Below are 18,648 nucleotides of genomic sequence, written 5' to 3'. Positions count from 1 at the left end.
CCTATTTCCCTACTTATTTTGTTTATCAGTGTTTACATTTCTCTCATTGCCTCTTTTAAAATTCCCAGTTATTTTAGCCATTATCAATTGCTCTGCTTTATCATCCTCAGCAGCTTCCATCCGCTCAAGAAATTTATTCGCTTCTTTTCCTTTTAGGATTTTTACTTGTCGGTTTTCATAATCAAGGAAAATGGTATTATCCTTTGAGATGCGGTAGCTAAAAGGTGATTCATCCAAACGGTTTTTTTTATCGATATTTTTCATTTTTTCGTCCTTCCTCGGACCATTATTTTCTTAAATGTCCGAAGTTTTCGTGAATTTGACCGAAGTTTTTCGGAAGTTGACCGAAGATTCTCCGAGATTGACCGAAGTTTTCGAAAAGTTGACCGAACCAAATTTTCAAATGACCAACCACTCAAATTATTTGACCGAAGGAAACATATAAATGACCGAAGCTCCACCTATATCATCAACTATATGTCCGAAGCTGAAAGGAAGTTGACCGAACCAAATTTCAGAGGTGCATTTCTTCGCAATTCGATACAACTTTACTGCAAAAATGACACTAACCGTAAACAGATTGATCCCCCACCCTACAGGTTCTCCCCCGTCACTTTCTTATACACCCCAGCACCAACCATCCCCACTCCGATTAAAAATAAAATAGGAACCATCAGCCACATGACTGCCACTGCAGCAAAACCGTCCCCTACACTCACTCCAACAAATATCGCAACAATCCAACTGAAGAAAGGAGCAATGGAAAGCATGGTAATAAGTCCCCATATAATCAATGCTCTATTTTCATATTTACGGCTTAATACGATACCTATACCTAATGATAAAACCAATACAATAATTGCAAATGGCATATATGTTTTTCTCCTTTTTCATTCATCTGAATTTCACTCTATACATTTCCATAAAGTGGGGTTGAATTCCTTCTCTAACACTTACAATTTATAGAAATAATTATTTCGCTTTCTCTCCTCATATCAAGTAAAATATATATTACTTAATGTTGCTGATCTAAGGGGTGGTTCGATTGCATAGCAAGATGTATCAACTGTTTAAGGAGCAGAAAAGTGTTCATGTTCTGTATCCTTATGTTGGGGTGAAAAATTACATAAGTACAGTTGTAGATTTTGTGTTTAATGGCATAATGGCTGGAGATTATGTGATTCTAATTGAAAATGAACGTAATTATCGATTGATTCATAGAGAGTTAAGTAACAGGTTATCATTAGAGCAATTTAGGTTTTTACACCGGGTGAACAACTTCGATTTCTATTTTACAAATGGCAGTTATCAACCCCCTGCAATATTAGAATACTTTAATAAAACGGTTCAACCTTATCTAGACAAAAATCTCTCATTTCGAACATGGGCACACGTAGAATGGGCTTCAGTAGGGGATCCACTACATTTAATAGAAGATATTGAGCGAACTGCAGATGAAAAAGTGATAAGCCTATCCTTCCCATTAATCTGTGCATATGAAGCAGAGCAAATGCCGATACAACTTCAAACAATTTTATTCGAAACACACCCATATATACTATTAGAAGAGAATTTTATTTCATCAGAACTTTACATACCACTTGTAGATGTAGAATAAAATGAGGACATATCCGATATCTGGATATGTCCTCTTTTTGAATCTTTATAGATTTATTCCCACCACCAAGACTGTGTACCATACGGATATTCCACTCGGCTATCCATATGCGTAAAGCTGCCTTCGCTGTAGATGCCGCTAAATCCTGAACTTTTCGCAGCATTGCGTACAGTGGTAGTGCTCACACCGGATACGCTGATGTCTGCAGCAATCCCATAGGTGTGCTGGCTGTTGGAAGCTCCGCCAACATTGCGGTTGTGAGAGATGCTTCTAAAACCGGAGTTGACATTCATTGGACGGTTTCCAATTTTCACTCGGATCGCCTCAAGCTTGTACATCATACGACGTACATTTTCGCGTACGGTTGTTGCCGATACATTACCGCCGTTGAACCCGCTTCCGTCTTTAGAATAAAATTCGCTATAACTGAAGTGTTTCGTTCCGTTTGGTGATTCTAATTCATTTAACTTTGCTTGTGTTTGCGGTCCAACTACCCCATCTGCCGTCAATCCGTAAGCACGTTGAAATCGGATGACCGCAGCTTTCGTACCCGGTCCAAACTGACCATCCACACTGACTACTGTTTGTTGCGGTGAATCAGCTGCCCAGCCTGCTACCCGGATCTGCAATTCTCTTACATCCGTACCACTAGAACCTTCACTTAACGTCCTCGTCCAGTTATAAGCAGACGCCTCTTCAGCCGCGACCAATGACAATACCATCCCAAGCATTAAAGTAAAACTGAAAACCAACATCTTCTGATAAGCTTTTACCATCTTTCCATCTCTCCCAACCACAATAATTTTTTGAATGACTTGTTCAAATCAAACTGCAGCTACGACAACGATTGATTGCTAGATTTAGAGATTAATTTTAAGGTATGTAAGTAGTCCTCCTTCACTATGTTCTATTAACATAGTAAAGTATTTCTGCTAAGAAAAAATCCAAATATTCCTATAAGAATGGAAAAAATTTAAAGGGGACAGGCACTTCGACCCACATTTTAAATGTAGGTCATCGTGCCTGTCCCCTCGATTCCCTCTTTTAGTGATGACTCCCGTGCTCCCCATCATCCCCGCTATCATGATTTTCTTCTTCCGCTTCATTTTCCATAATGGCATCTATTTCTTCCTGACTCATATCCCCTACTACCAATTGCTTCGTTGGCATCACATGCATATCACGTGCCGTCACATGGGATTGCACACGGTAAACCCCTTTCTCACCGAACGAATGCTTCACTTCATAAACTCCATCACCCACATGCTCTGCATCAAGAAGCTCACTGTTTTCTTTTCCTTTTTCCACATTCCAAATCTCAATTTGTACTCCTTTAGCATCTTCCACTTTTTCCTCGCCCTGCGTTACTAAGGTCTTAACCACTACTTCCTCTTCTTTCTCCACTTGTTCAGGCAGTGTTATTTCAACCTCCACGACTTCCAACGAAGTTTTCTCCTCAGATGCACTTGTACACCCTACCAACAATAATAAGAATGGAACAACCACTAGAAGTAATTTCTTCATTTCTAACACACCTTTCTTTCTTACCCTAACCAGGCTTTTAATCGTTTTATTCTTACAAATACAAGCTTATCTAATAAGAGCACCACAATGATCGAGATTCCAACCAACGGCATGACAAGTCCCAGTAGCAACATGATAATAGTTACAGCCCTCTTTATCTTGATATCTACATTTCGACCTGGAGCGCCCAACCCGTTTTCTGGTTTTCTTTTTCTCCACATAACAAGAGAGCTTACCATCATGCCTACAAGTCCAAGGCATAATAACAGTCCTATCAACTGATTAGCCAATCCGAATAGTTTCCCTTCATGAAGGGCGATTCCAAGCGTTATTGCTTTCCCCATTAATCCATAATCCTCATATCTGACATCTGTCAGCACCGCACCACTGTATTGATCAACATGCAAAGTAGCATTATCAAACGGTCTGGAATGAGATGTAGCAATGGTAAATACACCGCTTTCCCCTTGTGGCATGGAGATGGAATACGGCTTTTGAACATTTTTCATTTCCGCAATACCTGCCGCGTCATTTAGGGTTAATGGCACATATTGATTAGTTGACGATGAAGGAACTGGAATATTTTCTGCAGCCCAAGGAACATCTTCGGCAACATCTTTTGTCAACGTAACCGATTCAGGTTTTGGTCCAAAACTGAAAGAGAATGCTGGATAACCAGTATTTGTCGCAGTTGCCAATCGGTTGATTTGCTCTCCCATGACTCCGGACCATGGGAGCCCTGTCAAAATTAAGACTAAGAGTCCAATAGACAGCCAGAATGCTGGTACTGCATGCATGTCACGCCAGAACACGCGGCCTTTGCTTCTTAATCTCGGTAGGATGGTTCCCCAAATAGAGGATCTATTCCGAGGCCACCAAATATACAGTCCTGTCAAAATAAGAATGATAGCCCAACAAGCAGCAAGCTCCACTAAACGGTTGGCAACTGTCCCTCCGACAATTAGTTCGCTATGCAACTTCTTAAATATGGTCAAAAACTCCTTTTCAACTGGTAAAGCGCCCATGACATTTCCGGTGTATCCATCAACAAAAACACTCACAGGTTGACCATCTTGCATGGTAACAAACTTAGTTGTGCGATCTTCCTCATTAAAAATGGACACTCCGCTAATGGAAGCGTCAGGATACTCCTCGCGTACCTTATCAGCTTGAGTGTTTACGGACAACCGTGTTTCCTGTGTCTCTTCTACATAATAAAGATCTTTATACATATAGGACTCAATCTGAGGCTTAAATAAGTAAACAGCACCACTGAAAGCCAAGATGATTAAAAAAGGAGCAAAAATGATCCCAGCAAAAAAGTGCCATCTCCACATGGTTTGGTAGAGGCCATTCCTGGTCTGATTTTTGCTCTTATCTTGATTCGTTGTATTCTCCATAAGCATACTCCTTCAATTTTACTTCGTATGCTTATATTCTGACGGGCAATTGTGAAAAAAGAATGAAGGATTAATTAAAATGGAACAACGGAATTTCCACTGTCACTACAGTGCCTTTTCCACGCTTTGAATCGATATGAATCTTGCCTTCATGCTTATTTATAATCTGCTGAACAATGGAGAGGCCAAGGCCGGTTCCGCCACTTTTCCTAGTCCGGGCTTTTTCGACTCGGTAAAACCTTTCAAAAATATAAGGAACATCCTCTTCTGGAATTCCTACTCCTTCATCCTCTATTTTAAGGATACCCATCGTTTTTACCTCCACGACAGAAATTCTAATCGTCCTATTATTAGCGGAAAATTTGATAGCATTGCTCAATAGGTTATCAATTACTTGATCGAGTCTCCCGTAATCGCCATTCACGACTACCCCTTCATCAAGTTGGACCTCCGCAATAAGATTCTTGTCATTCAGCTTTAAGCGAAAGCGGTCCAGCACTTCTTTTACCAGTTCCGCCAGTATGACCGGTTCCTTGTTCATCGGATACGAGTCTCCCTCTAGCTGAGCAAGATCCAAAAGGTCATGAACAAGTCGTTCCATTCTGTCTGTTTCTTTTTTTACCGTTTCTGCAAACTTTTCTATTGGAATAATTCCTTCCTCCAATGCCTCACTGTACCCTTTAAGATAGCTAATCGGCGTCCTTAATTCGTGGGAGACATTGCCGAGGAATTCCCGTCTGTTCCTGTCAACTTCATCTAGATTGGATGACATCGTATTGATGGACCTTCCAAGGCTTGCAATTTCATCCTTGCCTTTTATGGATAATCTTTTAGAAAAATCCCCTTGAGCAATGTCTTTTGCCACTCTTTCCATTTGCTTAATCGGTTGTACAATCCTATTTGTTATCTTTGTCCCAACTACAATCAGAAGAATAACCACTAAGAACACCCCAACTATTAGAAAATTTCTGATTGGCTCAAAGGCCTCAGCAATGGCGGTTAAAGGAATATATAGAAAAATGACGGCTTCCAACCTATCTTCCACGCTTAATGGAATGACTACCGCACTTATTTCTTGGTCAAGTCCGGTATGGTATTTCGTGAAGGTCAGCGTTTTCCCTTTCAATAAGTCCTGTCTTTCGGAAAAGGTGATTAGATTTTCCTCTGCAAAAGAGTCAAAAGGTGCACCACTTGCCAATAGCATCGGGTCATCCGTAAAAATCACAGAGATATCCGAGCTTTCATCCAACCAGTCTAATTCTTTTGAAAAATTCTCCGGATTATTTTCATAGTAGGATTGTTCCAAGACTTGACCTTGCTTTAACAGGGTTTCTGTCTGTTTTTCGATATACAATGTTTGATACAGATAATAGGAAACGACCACCACCAGAATGATGGTCAAGACGGAAACGGAAATGATGGTCAGCCAAATTTTATTGCGTATGGATAATGGCTTCATTCATCCTCACCGTCAAATTTATAACCAATGCCCCACACTGTTTTTATTTTTGCTCCTGCATCCTTAAGCTTAAAACGCAGTGTTTTTACGTGAGTGTCCACGGTACGGTATGAACCCTTTTCCGTATCCAGCCCCCAGATGACATCATGCAGTTGTTCTCTGGAGAAAACTTTCCCCTCATGCTCCATTAAAAATAGTAAGAGGTCATATTCCCTTCGTGCAAGGTTAATCCGCTCTCCGCCCACTAGTACTTGCCTAGCGCTTTTCTGAACCGTTATCTCCGAATGAGAGACCACATCAAAGAATGCTTGATTAGATCTGCGCAGCAATGCCTCCACCCTGGCTAAAAGCTCCTTAGGGCTAAAGGGCTTCATCACATAATCATCCGCTCCAAGTTTTAAGCCTCTGACCTTGTCCAACTCGTCACTTTTGGCTGTCAACATCAGAATTGGCATCATGTATTTTTCGCGTATTTTTTTACAGGCAGTAAAGCCATCCATGTCTGGCATCATCACATCAAGGATAATCAGGTCCACCTCATGATCATAGAGCATATCCAGTGCTTCCTCCCCGTTTTCCGCATGGAGGACTTGATAATTTTCCTTCTGAAGATACATGCCAAGCATTTCTCGCATTTCCGCTTCATCATCCACCACTAATACACAAAAGGCGTTTTTCATTTTCCATCGCCTCCTTTAAACAATAGATAGGGACCGTTCGCTATTTCATACTTGTCAACAACATCCAAGCTATCTTGATCTAGTACAATCACTTCGTCACCATCAAGGCTCGACACATATAAGTTTTCCTCATCGGCAATCATAAAGCTCGGATTATCCCCAACATTTATTTTCTTTTCCACTTCAAAAGTGTCTGGGCTGAATTTTGTCAGACTGTGGTCACCATGGCTTAGCACATAAATAGAAGAATTCCCGCTTACCTGTGATATCTGAATTGGCATAAGGCCGGTTGTCACCGTTTTCACCTCTCGTCCTGTTTCCGGATCATAAGCGAAAACTTCTTCATTCAATTCACCGGTAGCACCATGCCCGCCTGTCCATATATTCTTCCCATCAAAGTGCAACCCTTCCGGCCTCTCATTCACCGGAAACGAGTTCGTCAGATTGTTAGTCGAAGTGTCTATCACATATACTTCCCCACTCTTAGAGGCAAGTACAAAGAGCCGCTCTCCATTGTGTACCATCTTAGACGGATACTCTCCAACACTTACATCTTTTAGAATCTCTTTCTTCTCGATATCTATCACTTGTATCGTGTTGTTTTTTCCATTTGCGGTGTAAAGAAATCCATTTTCGCTATCATATTTCAGCTCAAGAATACCCGCTTCTATTTCCATGTATGGAGAAACTTTATTTTCTTTTATATTAACTTCATAAAGGCTTTCTTCCTCTTTAACAGATGCCATATAAACACCTGATTTTATTTCAACAATTGATGAAAATCGGAATGGCAGACTTACTTTTTCCTCCTTACCTGTGGAAAGGTCCAAGGCTGTTATGGCATTTTCTTTCAAGTGGCTGATATACATAACCGAATCATCGTTCTCCATTTTCGGCAATGCAATATCATTGCTTGTACACCCGGTTAACGTCAACGCTATTAGTATGGCAATTATAATAAAAGGATTTTTCATCCGTAACACTCCTAAATAGAAATATTAACCCTTATTTTACTCCAAAAATGTGAATAAAGTGTGAGCAAAGAAAAAAGATGATTCTAGTTGTTAGAATCACCTTACCCTCTTACATCATGCTTCACATATCATATTTATTCTTATAGTGGCTAAGCGCTTGCAATGGCCAGATATATTTATAGCTGTGATAGTGAATATAGTACCCACCGGGAATCCCTGCACCTGTAGGATACGTGCTTCTCCAATCATCCGCTTCTAGTAAACATAATAGTGCTTGAATTCCCGATTCTATTTTAGGGGTTGGAGTTTCAGATACAGTAATGAGAGCGTCTAATGCCCAGGCAGTCTGTGAAGGAGTACTCTGATTCAAAGGAATATAGCGCTTTTTGATATCACTTGCACACGATTCTCCCCAGCCCCCATCCTCATTTTGTATGGAAAGTAGCCACTTCACAGCAAGACGGATTACGGGATCATCATTGGAAACTCCGATAGCCTTCAAGCCTGTTACGGCAGCCCATGTCCCATAAATATAGCAATTTCCCCATCTTCCATACCACGACCCATTCACCTCTTGATTACGTTCGAACCACTCTTTTGCTATTTGAAAAATTTCAGACTCCATAGAAATGGTTGTATACTCCCCTAAAAAATATAAAGTCCTCCCTGTTAAATCTGCAGTAGATGGATCAAAAAGCACCCTGTCTTCATATTTAAAAGGAATGAAAGACAAAAGATAGTTATCCGTATTTTTCTCAAAAGCCGACCAGCCACCATCATCATTTTGCATAGACAGGATCCACTCTACCCCCTTGTTCCACGCTTCTTTATATAGAATATTCGTTTGTGTTAACGGTGTGATGGCTCTTAATGCCGCGGTCGTGTCATCAATGTCAGGAACAAAGGTGTTGATATCTGAAAAACCCCATCCGCCTGGAGTAACGTCTGGATTTTTGATGGCCCAATCACCGTATTTCTGATGCTGTCTTGAGAAAAGATAGTTGTTTGCATTTATAATGGAAGCATGTTGATGAGGGACTCCAGCCTGTTGCAAAGCAGCTGTGAGAAGCGCCGTGTCCCATACGGTAGAGGGAGAATTTTGAATAAAGGGTTGTTCAGCATTTCTGCAAAGATAGGACTTCATCCCTTGAAAGGCGTTACGGATAAGAGGATGATTAGCATCATAGCCTAATGCAAGAAACGCAAAAACCATAAAGAAACTTGCACTGAAATAACTATACATGGTTCCATTTTCTTCGATTCTCTCGATAATATAATCTTCCGCTTTGGACAAAGCTTTTTGCTTGAGGACTTCAGGTGCTTCTGAAAGCTTTTTTAGAGCATTTTTAAAATAAAGTTGTAGATTCTGCATTTCTTCCAAAATACGTTCATTTTCAGAATCACTTAATCCTTCTTGTAGATGAGATATGTTGGGGGTTTGAGGTGTAACAAACGATTTATTCAGGTTGCTGCAGATAAGAATCGGAATCCAGTGTGCTCTTGCATACCCTACAAGCTGATAGATCGTAATGGGGGACCACTTTGGAAATAACATTATTTCGATCGGAATAATTTTTATAATAATTGGCCACTTAATTTGTCCTGTTAAAGCAAGCATCATTTTGGTCAACCAATCACTTTTTGCAAGTCCTCCTTTTTCCCGTATAAAGTGCTCCGCTTTTCGCATATAGGTCGCTTCTTTGGCAACGTACCCTGAATACAATAAAGAAAAATATCCCTCTATTGTGGCACTCAAGTTTCCTTTGTCCTCATCAGGGTACACTTTCCATGCTCCGCTCGGCGCTTGCTTAGACTTTATCCGCTCTACCAGGCTTTTTATCAATATTTCCTCATCTGTGATTTTAAGTGTTCTTATTAGGATGATCATATAAGCATCTGTCATGATGCTACCTTCAAAACAAAAGTTCCAAGCACCATTATCCGACTGTGCGCTGAGTAGATTGCTTATCATATCCTTTAGCTTCTCGTTTATTTTATTTACTGTATTCATATGTCCCTCCACTTTGTTCACGTCATACTAAAATTTATGTACGTTTACACAATTTAGAAGGCCGTCCGAAAACCTACTTCAAACCATCATTCCATCACTAACTCTTCCTGTTTTCTTATTCGCTTCAAGAATCAATGCATCGATATCTTTATTTATATACTTTAGTCTGTCATGTAAACTATTTACATCTTCTGCTCTTTTCAAATTTTCCAGCTTCGTCAGTTCTCTTTCCAATTGGACCATTTTCAACTTTGTATCTGATATTGAATTTTTAAAATTCATTTTTCCGTCCCCTCTCCTGTTACTCCTAACTTTGCTCCTTAATTAATGGAAAAACAACTTTTAATGTGTTGTGCTGAAAGTGAAATTTTTTATTGAAAAGGAGGGATCGTTTCAGTATAATTTGGTGGAGAAATTTAATAATAAAATGGTTCTTGTGGATTTTTCTAGAGATAACTCTATTTTCGCCACACGATTGTCTTCGGACAGTTGTGTGGCTTTTTTGTATTTTTCTTTAATCAAATCATTGAAAGAAGGTAAATTATATGAAGACTTGGCATTATGCGTTGATGGTATTTTTAGGGGGCTGCTCTCTGGGAGTCTTATCTACATTCGTGAAGCTTGCTTATGCTGCCGGTTATTCCATGAGTGAAGTAACAGGTAGTCAGGTGTTAGTTGGTACGATCATTATTTGGATTGTTTCTTTCTTTATCCAAAAGAAAAAATTACATGGCATTCAAACATTGAAGCTTGTGTTAGCTGGGATACCGATGGGACTAACAGGATTGCTTTACTATCAATCCTTGCAAACACTAGAAGCTTCCCTAGCTATCATTTGTTTGTTTCAATTTATTTGGATAGGCACATTGATTGAATGGATTTTTTATAAGAAGTGTCCTTCAAAAGGTAAGATTTTATCAATTGTGATCTTACTTTCTGGATCTGTTTTGTCAGCTGGATTTTTGGGAGAAAGTATAGAGTCCATTTCGTGGCAAGGCGCTATTTGGGGGATACTTTCTGCTTTTACTTTTTCTATTTTTATATTATTGAGTGGAATCGTCGGGAAAGAAACCCCTGCCATTCAAAAAAGCGCACTACTTTCCACCGGTGGCTTGATTATTACTTTCATCTTGTTTCCTCCTATGTTTTTAATCGATCTACCAACCGTAATAGGAATAGCTCCTTATGGGTTAATTCTAGGTATATTTGGTGTGGTGTTTCCCCCATTACTTTTTTCTATCGGGATGCCGCATGTGGGACCAGGCCTTGGCACGATCCTTACAGCCTCCGAACTCCCTGTCGCAGTAATCATGTCGGCACTTGTATTATCAGAAGAAATCAATATGTACCAATGGACCGGGGTTGCACTTATTTTAATAGGGATTGTGGTTGGAAATAGAAAGTTTTGATAAAACAAATTCCTGCACCTTATTAGTTGCCCACCAATGTGCTGTTAGGTTAATAATAGAAGATAAGACGTGACCGGAAGGAAGATCTCCATGGTGAAAAAGAATTGGATTAAAGGAATACTGCTAGCTATAGTAGTAGGTTCCTTATTATTCATCAATCACAACTATATAAATATCAGACCCGAAGGAATTCGAGAATGGATTCTATCCTTCGGTATATTTTCGCCGATAATATACGTTGCTCTATACACAATTCGGCCACTCATTTTATTTCCAGCATCTATTCTCTCTTTAGCAGCAGGACTTGCTTTTGGGGCTTTATGGGGAACGGTATATACCATTATTGGAGCGACATTAGGAGCTGTTGTAGCCTTCCTAGTTGCGAAGAAATTCGGAAAAAATATAACGAGGAATAAAACTTCGAACGTGAGAGTTCAAAAGATTCAATCACAAATGGAGGTCAATGGATTTTTCTATGTCCTACTTCTTCGCTTAATACCATTGTTCAATTTTGACCTAATAAGTTACCTGGCGGGGCTTTCCAAGGTGAAGCTGTCGCATTTTGTTGTGGCTACAGTAATTGGGATTATTCCAGGTACTTTTGCTTACAATTTTCTAGGATCCAGTTTTGTCGGCGATAATAAATCGGTCGTTATTTTTGCAGTTGTTGTTTTTATTTTGATAAGTGTCCTTCCTTTAATTTTAAGTAAAAAAGTCCGTTCTAAATTAGGTTTTGCGAAAACACAAGAAAAGAGGTGAAGGTTTTTATGAAAAAGTATGACCTCATTGTCATTGGAGGAGGAGCCGGAGGATTAACGGTAGCCGCCGGCACTGCTTCTTTAGGAGGAAAAGTTGCGTTAATAGAAAAGGAAGAACAGCCTGGCGGCGATTGTCTACATTATGGTTGCGTGCCATCCAAAGCTTTAATTGAGATTGCAAACCGCATTAACAGCGCACGTTCCCTTGAGGAATTTGGTGTTCACATTTCTGAGAATATTCGAATGGAAGCTGTCATGAAGAAAGTGAAGGAAGCCATTGACCATATTCAAGTTCATGATCATGCGGATCGGTTCCGTAAACTAGGGGTTGATGTTTATATTGGAATGGGGGCTTTTCACACTAAGAATGAAGTGATTATCAATAGTGGAGAAATTATTTATGGGAAGAAAATTGTGATTGCTACAGGTTCAAGGCCCTTTGTTCCATCAATTCCTGGTTTAAAAGAAAATGGATTTATCACAAATGAAACCATCTTTTCTTTATCCAAATTACCCAAAAGGCTTTTAGTCTTAGGCGGTGGTCCGATTGGTATTGAAATGGCTCAGGCAATGGCTAGATTAGGAAGTGAAGTGACAGTTGTTGAGAGATCTGATCGTGTACTAGGAAAAGAGGAGGAGGATGTACAGCAACTCATGAATGATGTTCTTTCTAAAGAGATGAAGCTACTCTATAATGCTAACGTCAAATCTATTGAATCTGGACCAAACGGAAAAGTTGCTCATTTAACGTCGGAACCAGGAGAACAGGAAATCTCTATTGAAGTGGATGAAATACTGGTTGCCACAGGAAGAACACCTAATACAGACAAACTCCAGTTAAATAAAGTGAATGTACAAACAGATGATCGAGGACATATAAAAGTGAATGCGCGTCTGCAAACAAACATCCCTCATATCTATGCTGTAGGTGATATAAACGGAACATTACCTTTTACGCATGTAGCAGGAATGGAGGGCAAGCTAGTCGTCCAAAATGCACTGATTGGTTTAAGGAGAAAAATAGATTATTCAAACGTTCCATGGGTCACCTACACTTCACCGGAAATATTTCATTTGGGTTTAACCGAAGCAGAAGCAAAAGAACAAGGATTAGACTATGATGCCTATAAGGTAGACCTTTCCGAAGTCGATCGATTCGTAACAGATCACCAGACAACTGGCTTTGTAAAAATTATCACGGATAAAAAAGGTCATATCTTGGGAGCTCATGCCATTGGAAAACATGCCGGGGACTGGATGCAAGAGGCGGTGTTTTCCAAACAGTTTAAAAAGAAGCTCGGTAGCATATCAAATGTCATTCATCCATATCCAAATCATAGCGCAGCCGTTCAACGTACAGCAGACGCCTATTGGAGGAAGAAGCTATTTGAAGGTTTCCTACCTAAAGTGATGGAAAGGTATATTAGGTGGTTTAGATAATTCAAAGAGTAAGACCACGGTGTCTTACTCTTTGCTCTAATAGGTTCCATCTACTATCCACATGAATGAAAAACAGTCTCAGCTTCTTATAACCATTCCTCTTGGTAGTCCATTATGTAGTTCTTCATTTTCCTGGGCTTTATTTTCGTTAGTTTTTCATACTCATTGGTAATCCCTTTCGCCAATCCAAGTTTAGTTGGGAAATGAATACCGACGACCACATTAATAAATTGTTCCTTTGCACCTTTTTTCAGCATACATTTTCTAAATTCTTTCACTGAAGGATTAGTATAGTGAATATCTACATGCATCACATCAGTCATCATTTGAGCCACTTCATAAAAGTCCAATGCTTCATCACCTGTGATGACATACTTTTTATTTTGATGCTCTTCCGTATTTTGAAATGCTATGGAAGCAACTTCGGCAAGATCCCTAGTATCTACAAAGCTCGTTTTACCTTTCCCAGCAGGTACAAATATTCGCCGATTTTCTCTCAGTTCTGCACCTAGAAAGTCATTTAGATTTTGCATAAAATACCCGGCACGTATGAATGTAAATGGAATACCTGAATTTTTAATTAATTTTTCATTCTTATAATGATGGATAAAGGGCAAGAATTGTACATCTTTAACAGATAAATAAATAATATGCTTTACTTTTTTTTTGCTTTGCAACATTTAAGAATTCTTCAAATTTGATATCTGCTCCTGGAGGATAAATCAAAAATATTTTATCTATCTCGTTTAAAGCATTATCAAATGTGGATGGATTTGTAAAATCAAGTGACACAAATTCATATGTATTCTGCTCTCTCTTTAAGCTATCTACATTCCTCACTGCGCATTTGATAGATAATCCTTTTGCTTTTAAATTTTTGGCTACTTCCTTCCCGACTTTTCCGTTAAATCCTGTGACAAGTATGTTCATTGAATTCCTCCAATGGGTTTCTCCAGACTTACAATGTATTTATAAAAGCCTAATAGAATCAATAACAGTATTACATCTTCTACCATGGAATATTGCAACTTCCACCAACCATAGTGAAAATAACCATATGGTTCAGGTAGAGCAGCAATGATCTCATAAATAATAATAAAGGCAAGCCATGCACTAAAATAAAGAAATTTTCTATAGAAGTTGTTCCTAAAAGGGAAAAAATTCAGGAACAAGATATTTACTGGAGCGATTAATATCGTATGAGCCAAGAGCCCTGCCCAATCAACCCCGGGATTAAAATACCAGTATCCCCCCAATTTAAATTCCACAATGAAATCATGTGTTTGCTGGAAGGCAATCGTAAAAAACCAAATATGAACCATTTGATTTCGAGATAGTTTTTTATTTACTTTCCATGCAATTCCATTAAATATGAGGATAGCTAAAATTAATCCAATCATGATTTGTCCTTTGTATATAAGATTTTTTTATAAACACTAATTTTTATAATTATTTTCTAGTTTAACCCGTTGAGCGTGGAAAAAATATTTATACACGTTTCCATTCTTACTCCCCATCATCTCTAGTTGACTTCTGATAAATAGGCGATTTGTTGAACAACCCTTTCTGACCTGTTGTATCAATTCTAATATCAACATTCACAGTAAATAAAGCTTCTTTAAACCCTTCTTCCTTCCACTTTAAGGATTCAAAATAAGTTTGATCCTTTATCCATATTCTATGTCCCAATAGCCATGGCTCCACATTTGCTTTCTTCATTTTTTCTATCGTTTGTTCTATATCCGTTTTAATCTCTTTATTTAATTGGGATTCGAGCTTTTCAATAAAACCTTTGGATGTTTCACCTGCAGAAAGTTCAACAAGGTTCCCTTCACCCTTCACATAAATCTCAAATGTTACCGGAGTTATCTTTTTTAAATCCACTTTACTTTCTAGCATTATTCTAGATAATGAAACAGATACTTTTTTTCCTTTTGATTCTATATGCGTGATATAATTCATTTCTTCCACTTTCTCGCCTTTTATCAGCTGACTTGCTGCCACTTCGTTCCCTTTCAATATTTCTACTAATGAATCGTCTTTTAATACTCCCATATCTTCAATAATAATTTCACTGTCAATTGTTTTTGCAAAGGGAATAACTGCCGCTGAAGATACGGTATTTCTATCACGTCTATATTGGAAAACTTTAATTGGCTGTGTACGAGAAAGCTTTTTGTCAGCCCGGAAGAACCGGTTAACATACAATGCCGGTAACTTTATCAGAGAGGACTCTGTTTTTAAAAACTTACTAGCTTCTTCATCCTTGCTTATTATGAGAAAGACCTTGTTCCCTATATCGGGAATTCTGTCCACCAAATCTAACGAACCATTAATACTAGTTGCCGCAATCTTCTCTGAAATTACGATAACCTTCAGGTGACCAAAAAATAATACATTCGGTGTTTTTGATTCCAAGTTAGTAATTGCTTCCCAAACTGTATCCCCTTCACTCCACAACACCTCAAACTCTCCGGACTTAGCAGGACCTCCTCCTCCGTTTTGACTTTTCCCCAGAATCGGTAACTGGATGCTTATTTTATACTTTTTTTCCTCTCCTTGATCAATAGAGATTCCTAATACCATTCCTCTTTGGTCAATTTCACGCATATCATTGCAACCGCTTAAACACAACATTAGCAGTAATGCCAAAGAGAGCGTCTTTTTTCCAATCATGAAACCATCTCCCGAGAGTTACGGTGTTTTGCAATGACAAAAAGTAATAACAGACAAGGGAGTAGCAATGAAGCTACTAAGACATTGATATTATAAACCTGCCAGCCTTCAATAAATTGAAAAGGAACCCAATTCGCATAAGCAAAAAATAAGGGAGTAATGGAGACAATTAAAACCCCTCTTTTTATTTTAGGGAATAGTTGCTCTAACAAATAAATCGAAAACCAAAAAAGAATACAGGAAACTTTTATAAAAGAGATCACCCAAAACCCCAAAAACAAGAGGTCCATCCTTTCTAACAGACCAGTACTAGGCGTAATGGATTGAACCAATGTAATAATTGGGGATATAAGATGGATTGCCTCTTCATATCCGAAAACTCCTAACACAACCAAGCTCAAAGATACATAAATTAGCATGATACATAATATACCGGCACTCATCGCACGAAAGGTCTTTTCCTCTTGTTTTACATATTGTATAAACCCAAGGAGCGTAACTATTCCACCGTACCGTGCAGCATCTGATATAGAACTCTTCAGAAAAACGGGTACTTCTACATTCATAACAGGTGGAATGAAAATCCAATTGAAATATTCACTAAGAAATCCCCAAGTTAAAAATGTCGCAAGTAGTAGTATCTCTGCGACAACAAAAAATGAAACAAACCTAACAATTGTTAGTAATCCATAGTGAACAGCAATTGAGATAAGCAGAATGAATGGTAATATAATGAAAATTGTAGGGGTAGTTTTTAACATAAACGTTCTTACTAGGAAAGTTAGGTCTTGTGTTACTTTCATCGTGCTAAAAATGGAACTAAGTATCAAGTAAGCCATTATGATGAAATATAGGAAAGAGCCGGTATGATTTTTCATTACTTTAAAAGAAGTCCCTATTATTATATAATTGAAAATATTTAGATATTAGCCAGACCTGAAAAAAGAAAGGGAATGGACGTTATGATTAGCTTTAACCAAGCACTTCTGATTTCCCCATCTGCCACATACGGTAAAAAAGCTACTCCCAAAGTAATAGTGGAGGAAAAACGTAAAGGCAAACAAAATCAAAGCCTCGAAATTGTTGAATTGTATTACGCAAGACTTCTTCCTCCTTTCACTTTGGTTTAGAAAATTGGTTTGTTTTTTAATCTAGAAAAAATGTTCCATAATTCTTTCGTATTAAGAGGAGATGCTGGTGATAAATAAGGTTTCCCAAAAGAACTAAGGTTACATAAGTGAAATGTAAGATACGCTATACCAATTGTTAAGCCAAATATCCCTAATAGTGAAGACATTATTATTAATAGATACCTCGCGATTCTCCATGAAGAAATTAAATGCCATGTTGGTAATGTGAAAGATGTAATCGCGGTGGATGCACTAACAATAATCATTGTATTACTAACTAAACCTGCTTCAACAGCTGCCTGACCGACAACAAGTCCTCCTACAATACCAATGGTCTGCCCTACAAAACTCGGAAGCCTTAGACTTGCTTCCACTAATACATCCAAAGCAAATATCATCATTATCGCTTCCAGGTAAATGGGGAATGGGATATTGTTTCTGGAATCAGCTATCGTTAAGGCAAGTGTTGTCGGAAGCAGTTCTGGATGATACCCAACCAAGGCAACATATAGGGCAGGAAGAATAGTTGCTACCAGTATGGATACAATTCGCAACAAACGGATAAAGGTATTATCCAATGCCATCCGAAAATTGTCGGGACTTATCTCTATAAGATTAAATAAGGTTGCAGGCAAAACGACACAAAAGGTGGAATTATCAACTACCAACACAATTTTCCCCTGTCCTAATGCAATGGAGGTATAGTCCGGTCTCTCTGTTTCATACACTTGTGGGAAAATGGACAGGGGATAATCCACTATTTTTTTTGCAAGTTCTCCACCATCGTTCAATTGCTCCATTGTCAGGCTTTCTAATCTACTTGTAACCAACTCCAATAGATCAGTATCCACATATTCCTCTAAATATAATAAACCAACATGGGTGTGACTTAATGTTCCGACGGTAAACTCTTTTAACTTCAACCTCGGGTCCTTAATTAGTTTGCGAATAAGAGAAATATTTGTTCTGCTATCTTCAATAAAACCGATTTTCGGTCCATATACTTGATACTGCGTCGTTGGTTCTGTTACGGTTCGTAGTTCTTTTTTTACATAGTTCACTAAGAAAGGTACTTCTCCTGGTAAGTGAATAATTACCTGACCTTCCAAGCATCCCTGGATACAAGACTTCCAAGAATCAGCCTCATAGTAGTCATAGTTTCTAATGTTTTCTTTTAATACCGCTATTTCCAATTCATCTGAAAGTAGTAGCTGCTCTTCTAATTTAGTTACGTCTGTTATCCCCGAGATGTAATAGACATACAACCCTGTTTCATCGTTTTTAGGTATATACCTAACTTGAAAATCACCTACATCTTCAAAAACATGTTTAATAATTTCCTGAAAAGATATTTGATCATTAGGAATGGTTGTATCATCTACTTGAATTTTCTTTTTCAAATATTCTTCATAGTTTGGCTTCATTACTGATTGAAGCTGTTTGCTCCCACGAGAAGGTCTCTTATTAAACACACAATTACCTCATTTTTATATAAGTCTCTGACTGATTAAATACTTTTGACTGTACTACGGAATATTATTTTACTTATTACTTTTTTTATTCGAGAAA

21 protein-coding genes are annotated in these 18,648 nt (G+C 38.5%); 5 read left to right on the top strand and 16 right to left on the bottom strand.

What is annotated here, in order from left to right; translation table 11 throughout:
- Window positions 1–9: 9 nt before the first annotated feature.
- Window positions 10–264 (bottom strand): hypothetical protein, encoded by a 255-nt coding sequence (locus M313_RS0118655; protein WP_010198780.1) that lies wholly within the window; start codon window positions 262–264, stop codon window positions 10–12.
- A 329-nt stretch (window positions 265–593) separates the two neighbouring features.
- Window positions 594–872, bottom strand: a complete 279-nt coding sequence (locus tag M313_RS0118650; protein ID WP_010198778.1) for a hypothetical protein — start codon at window positions 870–872, stop codon at window positions 594–596.
- Window positions 873–1,045: 173 nt separating this feature from the next.
- On the opposite strand from M313_RS0118650, the gene M313_RS0118645 reads away from it, so the two are divergent.
- On the top strand, window positions 1,046–1,618 hold the full coding sequence (locus M313_RS0118645) for an MEDS domain-containing protein (protein WP_010198776.1): 573 nt from the start codon (window positions 1,046–1,048) through the stop codon (window positions 1,616–1,618).
- A 53-nt stretch (window positions 1,619–1,671) separates the two neighbouring features.
- On the opposite strand, the gene M313_RS0118640 is transcribed toward M313_RS0118645, so the two are convergent.
- The 8 genes from M313_RS0118640 to M313_RS0118605 all read right to left on the bottom strand — a co-directional run bounded on the left by M313_RS0118640 (window position 1,672) and on the right by M313_RS0118605 (window position 9,948).
- On the bottom strand, window positions 1,672–2,394 hold the full coding sequence (locus tag M313_RS0118640; RefSeq protein WP_010198774.1) for a D-Ala-D-Ala carboxypeptidase family metallohydrolase: 723 nt from the start codon (window positions 2,392–2,394) through the stop codon (window positions 1,672–1,674).
- Window positions 2,395–2,662: 268 nt separating this feature from the next.
- The gene (locus tag M313_RS24070) at window positions 2,663–3,142 is read right to left on the bottom strand and encodes a FixH family protein (RefSeq protein WP_010198772.1); all 480 of its coding nucleotides are present in this window, start codon (window positions 3,140–3,142) and stop codon (window positions 2,663–2,665) included.
- Between the two features lie 20 nt (window positions 3,143–3,162).
- Window positions 3,163–4,542, bottom strand: a complete 1,380-nt coding sequence (locus tag M313_RS0118630) for a PepSY-associated TM helix domain-containing protein (RefSeq protein WP_010198770.1) — start codon at window positions 4,540–4,542, stop codon at window positions 3,163–3,165.
- A 70-nt stretch (window positions 4,543–4,612) separates the two neighbouring features.
- Entirely contained in the window at window positions 4,613–6,001 is a 1,389-nt protein-coding gene (locus tag M313_RS0118625; protein ID WP_010198769.1) for a sensor histidine kinase, read from the bottom strand.
- Complete coding sequence (locus tag M313_RS0118620; protein WP_010198767.1) at window positions 5,998–6,681, bottom strand: response regulator transcription factor; 684 nt, start codon at window positions 6,679–6,681, stop codon at window positions 5,998–6,000. Before M313_RS0118620 ends, M313_RS0118625 begins: the two co-directional genes overlap by 4 nt.
- Entirely contained in the window at window positions 6,678–7,655 is a 978-nt protein-coding gene (locus M313_RS0118615) for a YncE family protein (protein WP_010198765.1), read from the bottom strand. The genes M313_RS0118620 and M313_RS0118615 overlap by 4 nt, the downstream gene beginning before the upstream one ends.
- Window positions 7,656–7,776: 121 nt before the next feature.
- A complete protein-coding gene (gene shc / locus M313_RS0118610) occupies window positions 7,777–9,666 on the bottom strand; it encodes a squalene--hopene cyclase (protein WP_010198762.1) in 1,890 nt (629 codons plus the stop codon).
- A 78-nt stretch (window positions 9,667–9,744) separates the two neighbouring features.
- Entirely contained in the window at window positions 9,745–9,948 is a 204-nt protein-coding gene (locus M313_RS0118605) for a hypothetical protein (protein ID WP_010198761.1), read from the bottom strand.
- A gap of 263 nt (window positions 9,949–10,211) precedes the next feature.
- Here M313_RS0118605 and M313_RS0118600 point away from each other — a divergent pair, with 263 nt between their 5' ends.
- The 3 genes from M313_RS0118600 to M313_RS0118590 all read left to right on the top strand — a co-directional run bounded on the left by M313_RS0118600 (window position 10,212) and on the right by M313_RS0118590 (window position 13,273).
- A complete protein-coding gene (locus tag M313_RS0118600; RefSeq protein ID WP_010198760.1) occupies window positions 10,212–11,075 on the top strand; it encodes an EamA family transporter in 864 nt (287 codons plus the stop codon).
- 90 nt (window positions 11,076–11,165) lie between these two features.
- Complete coding sequence (locus M313_RS24065; protein ID WP_010198759.1) at window positions 11,166–11,834, top strand: TVP38/TMEM64 family protein; 669 nt, start codon at window positions 11,166–11,168, stop codon at window positions 11,832–11,834.
- 8 nt (window positions 11,835–11,842) lie between these two features.
- A complete protein-coding gene (locus M313_RS0118590; RefSeq protein WP_010198758.1) occupies window positions 11,843–13,273 on the top strand; it encodes a dihydrolipoyl dehydrogenase family protein in 1,431 nt (476 codons plus the stop codon).
- Window positions 13,274–13,359: 86 nt separating this feature from the next.
- On the opposite strand, the gene M313_RS24060 is transcribed toward M313_RS0118590, so the two are convergent.
- The 5 genes from M313_RS24060 to M313_RS0118570 all read right to left on the bottom strand — a co-directional run bounded on the left by M313_RS24060 (window position 13,360) and on the right by M313_RS0118570 (window position 16,848).
- On the bottom strand, window positions 13,360–13,953 hold the full coding sequence (locus M313_RS24060) for an NmrA family NAD(P)-binding protein (RefSeq protein ID WP_010198757.1): 594 nt from the start codon (window positions 13,951–13,953) through the stop codon (window positions 13,360–13,362).
- Entirely contained in the window at window positions 13,904–14,203 is a 300-nt protein-coding gene (locus tag M313_RS26495; protein ID WP_010198755.1) for an NAD(P)H-binding protein, read from the bottom strand. Before M313_RS26495 ends, M313_RS24060 begins: the two co-directional genes overlap by 50 nt.
- Window positions 14,200–14,673: a hypothetical protein gene (locus M313_RS0118580; RefSeq protein WP_010198753.1), complete on the bottom strand. Its 474-nt coding sequence runs from the start codon at window positions 14,671–14,673 to the stop codon at window positions 14,200–14,202. The genes M313_RS26495 and M313_RS0118580 overlap by 4 nt, the downstream gene beginning before the upstream one ends.
- A 106-nt stretch (window positions 14,674–14,779) precedes the next feature.
- A complete protein-coding gene (locus M313_RS0118575) occupies window positions 14,780–15,949 on the bottom strand; it encodes a Ger(x)C family spore germination protein (RefSeq protein WP_010198751.1) in 1,170 nt (389 codons plus the stop codon).
- Entirely contained in the window at window positions 15,946–16,848 is a 903-nt protein-coding gene (locus tag M313_RS0118570) for a GerAB/ArcD/ProY family transporter (protein ID WP_268741885.1), read from the bottom strand. Before M313_RS0118570 ends, M313_RS0118575 begins: the two co-directional genes overlap by 4 nt.
- A gap of 63 nt (window positions 16,849–16,911) precedes the next feature.
- Here M313_RS0118570 and M313_RS25950 point away from each other — a divergent pair, with 63 nt between their 5' ends.
- Window positions 16,912–17,079: a hypothetical protein gene (locus tag M313_RS25950; RefSeq protein WP_010198746.1), complete on the top strand. Its 168-nt coding sequence runs from the start codon at window positions 16,912–16,914 to the stop codon at window positions 17,077–17,079.
- Here the strand turns inward: M313_RS25950 and M313_RS0118560 are convergent.
- Window positions 17,076–18,551, bottom strand: a complete 1,476-nt coding sequence (locus M313_RS0118560; protein WP_010198744.1) for a spore germination protein — start codon at window positions 18,549–18,551, stop codon at window positions 17,076–17,078. The genes M313_RS25950 and M313_RS0118560 overlap by 4 nt on opposite strands.
- Window positions 18,552–18,648: the final 97 nt, after the last annotated feature.

It is taken from the genome of Bacillus sp. m3-13, from assembly GCF_000175075.1.
Lineage (GTDB): Bacteria > Bacillota > Bacilli > Bacillales > Bacillaceae_I > Sutcliffiella_A > Sutcliffiella_A horikoshii_C.
Note: the sequence above shows the minus strand (reverse complement) of the source record. Positions and strands in the feature narration are given on the sequence as shown.

Bases quoted from the DNA above. Each gene is read 5' to 3' on its own strand.
- M313_RS0118615 (WP_010198765.1), bottom strand. From the start codon at position 7,655: ATGAAAAATCCTTTTATTATAATTGCCATACTAATAGCGTTGACGTTA.
- M313_RS24060 (WP_010198757.1), bottom strand. From the start codon at position 13,953: ATGTTGCAAAGCAAAAAAAAAGTAAAGCATATTATTTATTTATCTGTT.
- M313_RS25950 (WP_010198746.1), top strand. From the start codon at position 16,912: ATGATTAGCTTTAACCAAGCACTTCTGATTTCCCCATCTGCCACATAC.
- M313_RS0118620 (WP_010198767.1), bottom strand. From the start codon at position 6,681: ATGAAAAACGCCTTTTGTGTATTAGTGGTGGATGATGAAGCGGAAATG.
- M313_RS26495 (WP_010198755.1), bottom strand. From the start codon at position 14,203: ATGAACATACTTGTCACAGGATTTAACGGAAAAGTCGGGAAGGAAGTA.
- M313_RS0118625 (WP_010198769.1), bottom strand. From the start codon at position 6,001: ATGAAGCCATTATCCATACGCAATAAAATTTGGCTGACCATCATTTCC.
- M313_RS0118605 (WP_010198761.1), bottom strand. From the start codon at position 9,948: ATGAATTTTAAAAATTCAATATCAGATACAAAGTTGAAAATGGTCCAA.
- M313_RS0118655 (WP_010198780.1), bottom strand. From the start codon at position 264: ATGAAAAATATCGATAAAAAAAACCGTTTGGATGAATCACCTTTTAGC.
- M313_RS0118590 (WP_010198758.1), top strand. From the start codon at position 11,843: ATGAAAAAGTATGACCTCATTGTCATTGGAGGAGGAGCCGGAGGATTA.
- M313_RS0118580 (WP_010198753.1), bottom strand. From the start codon at position 14,673: ATGATTGGATTAATTTTAGCTATCCTCATATTTAATGGAATTGCATGG.
- M313_RS24070 (WP_010198772.1), bottom strand. From the start codon at position 3,142: ATGAAGAAATTACTTCTAGTGGTTGTTCCATTCTTATTATTGTTGGTA.
- M313_RS0118575 (WP_010198751.1), bottom strand. From the start codon at position 15,949: ATGATTGGAAAAAAGACGCTCTCTTTGGCATTACTGCTAATGTTGTGT.
- shc (WP_010198762.1), bottom strand. From the start codon at position 9,666: ATGAATACAGTAAATAAAATAAACGAGAAGCTAAAGGATATGATAAGC.
- M313_RS24065 (WP_010198759.1), top strand. From the start codon at position 11,166: ATGGTGAAAAAGAATTGGATTAAAGGAATACTGCTAGCTATAGTAGTA.
- M313_RS0118640 (WP_010198774.1), bottom strand. From the start codon at position 2,394: ATGGTAAAAGCTTATCAGAAGATGTTGGTTTTCAGTTTTACTTTAATG.
- M313_RS0118630 (WP_010198770.1), bottom strand. From the start codon at position 4,542: ATGGAGAATACAACGAATCAAGATAAGAGCAAAAATCAGACCAGGAAT.
- M313_RS0118600 (WP_010198760.1), top strand. From the start codon at position 10,212: ATGAAGACTTGGCATTATGCGTTGATGGTATTTTTAGGGGGCTGCTCT.
- M313_RS0118650 (WP_010198778.1), bottom strand. From the start codon at position 872: ATGCCATTTGCAATTATTGTATTGGTTTTATCATTAGGTATAGGTATC.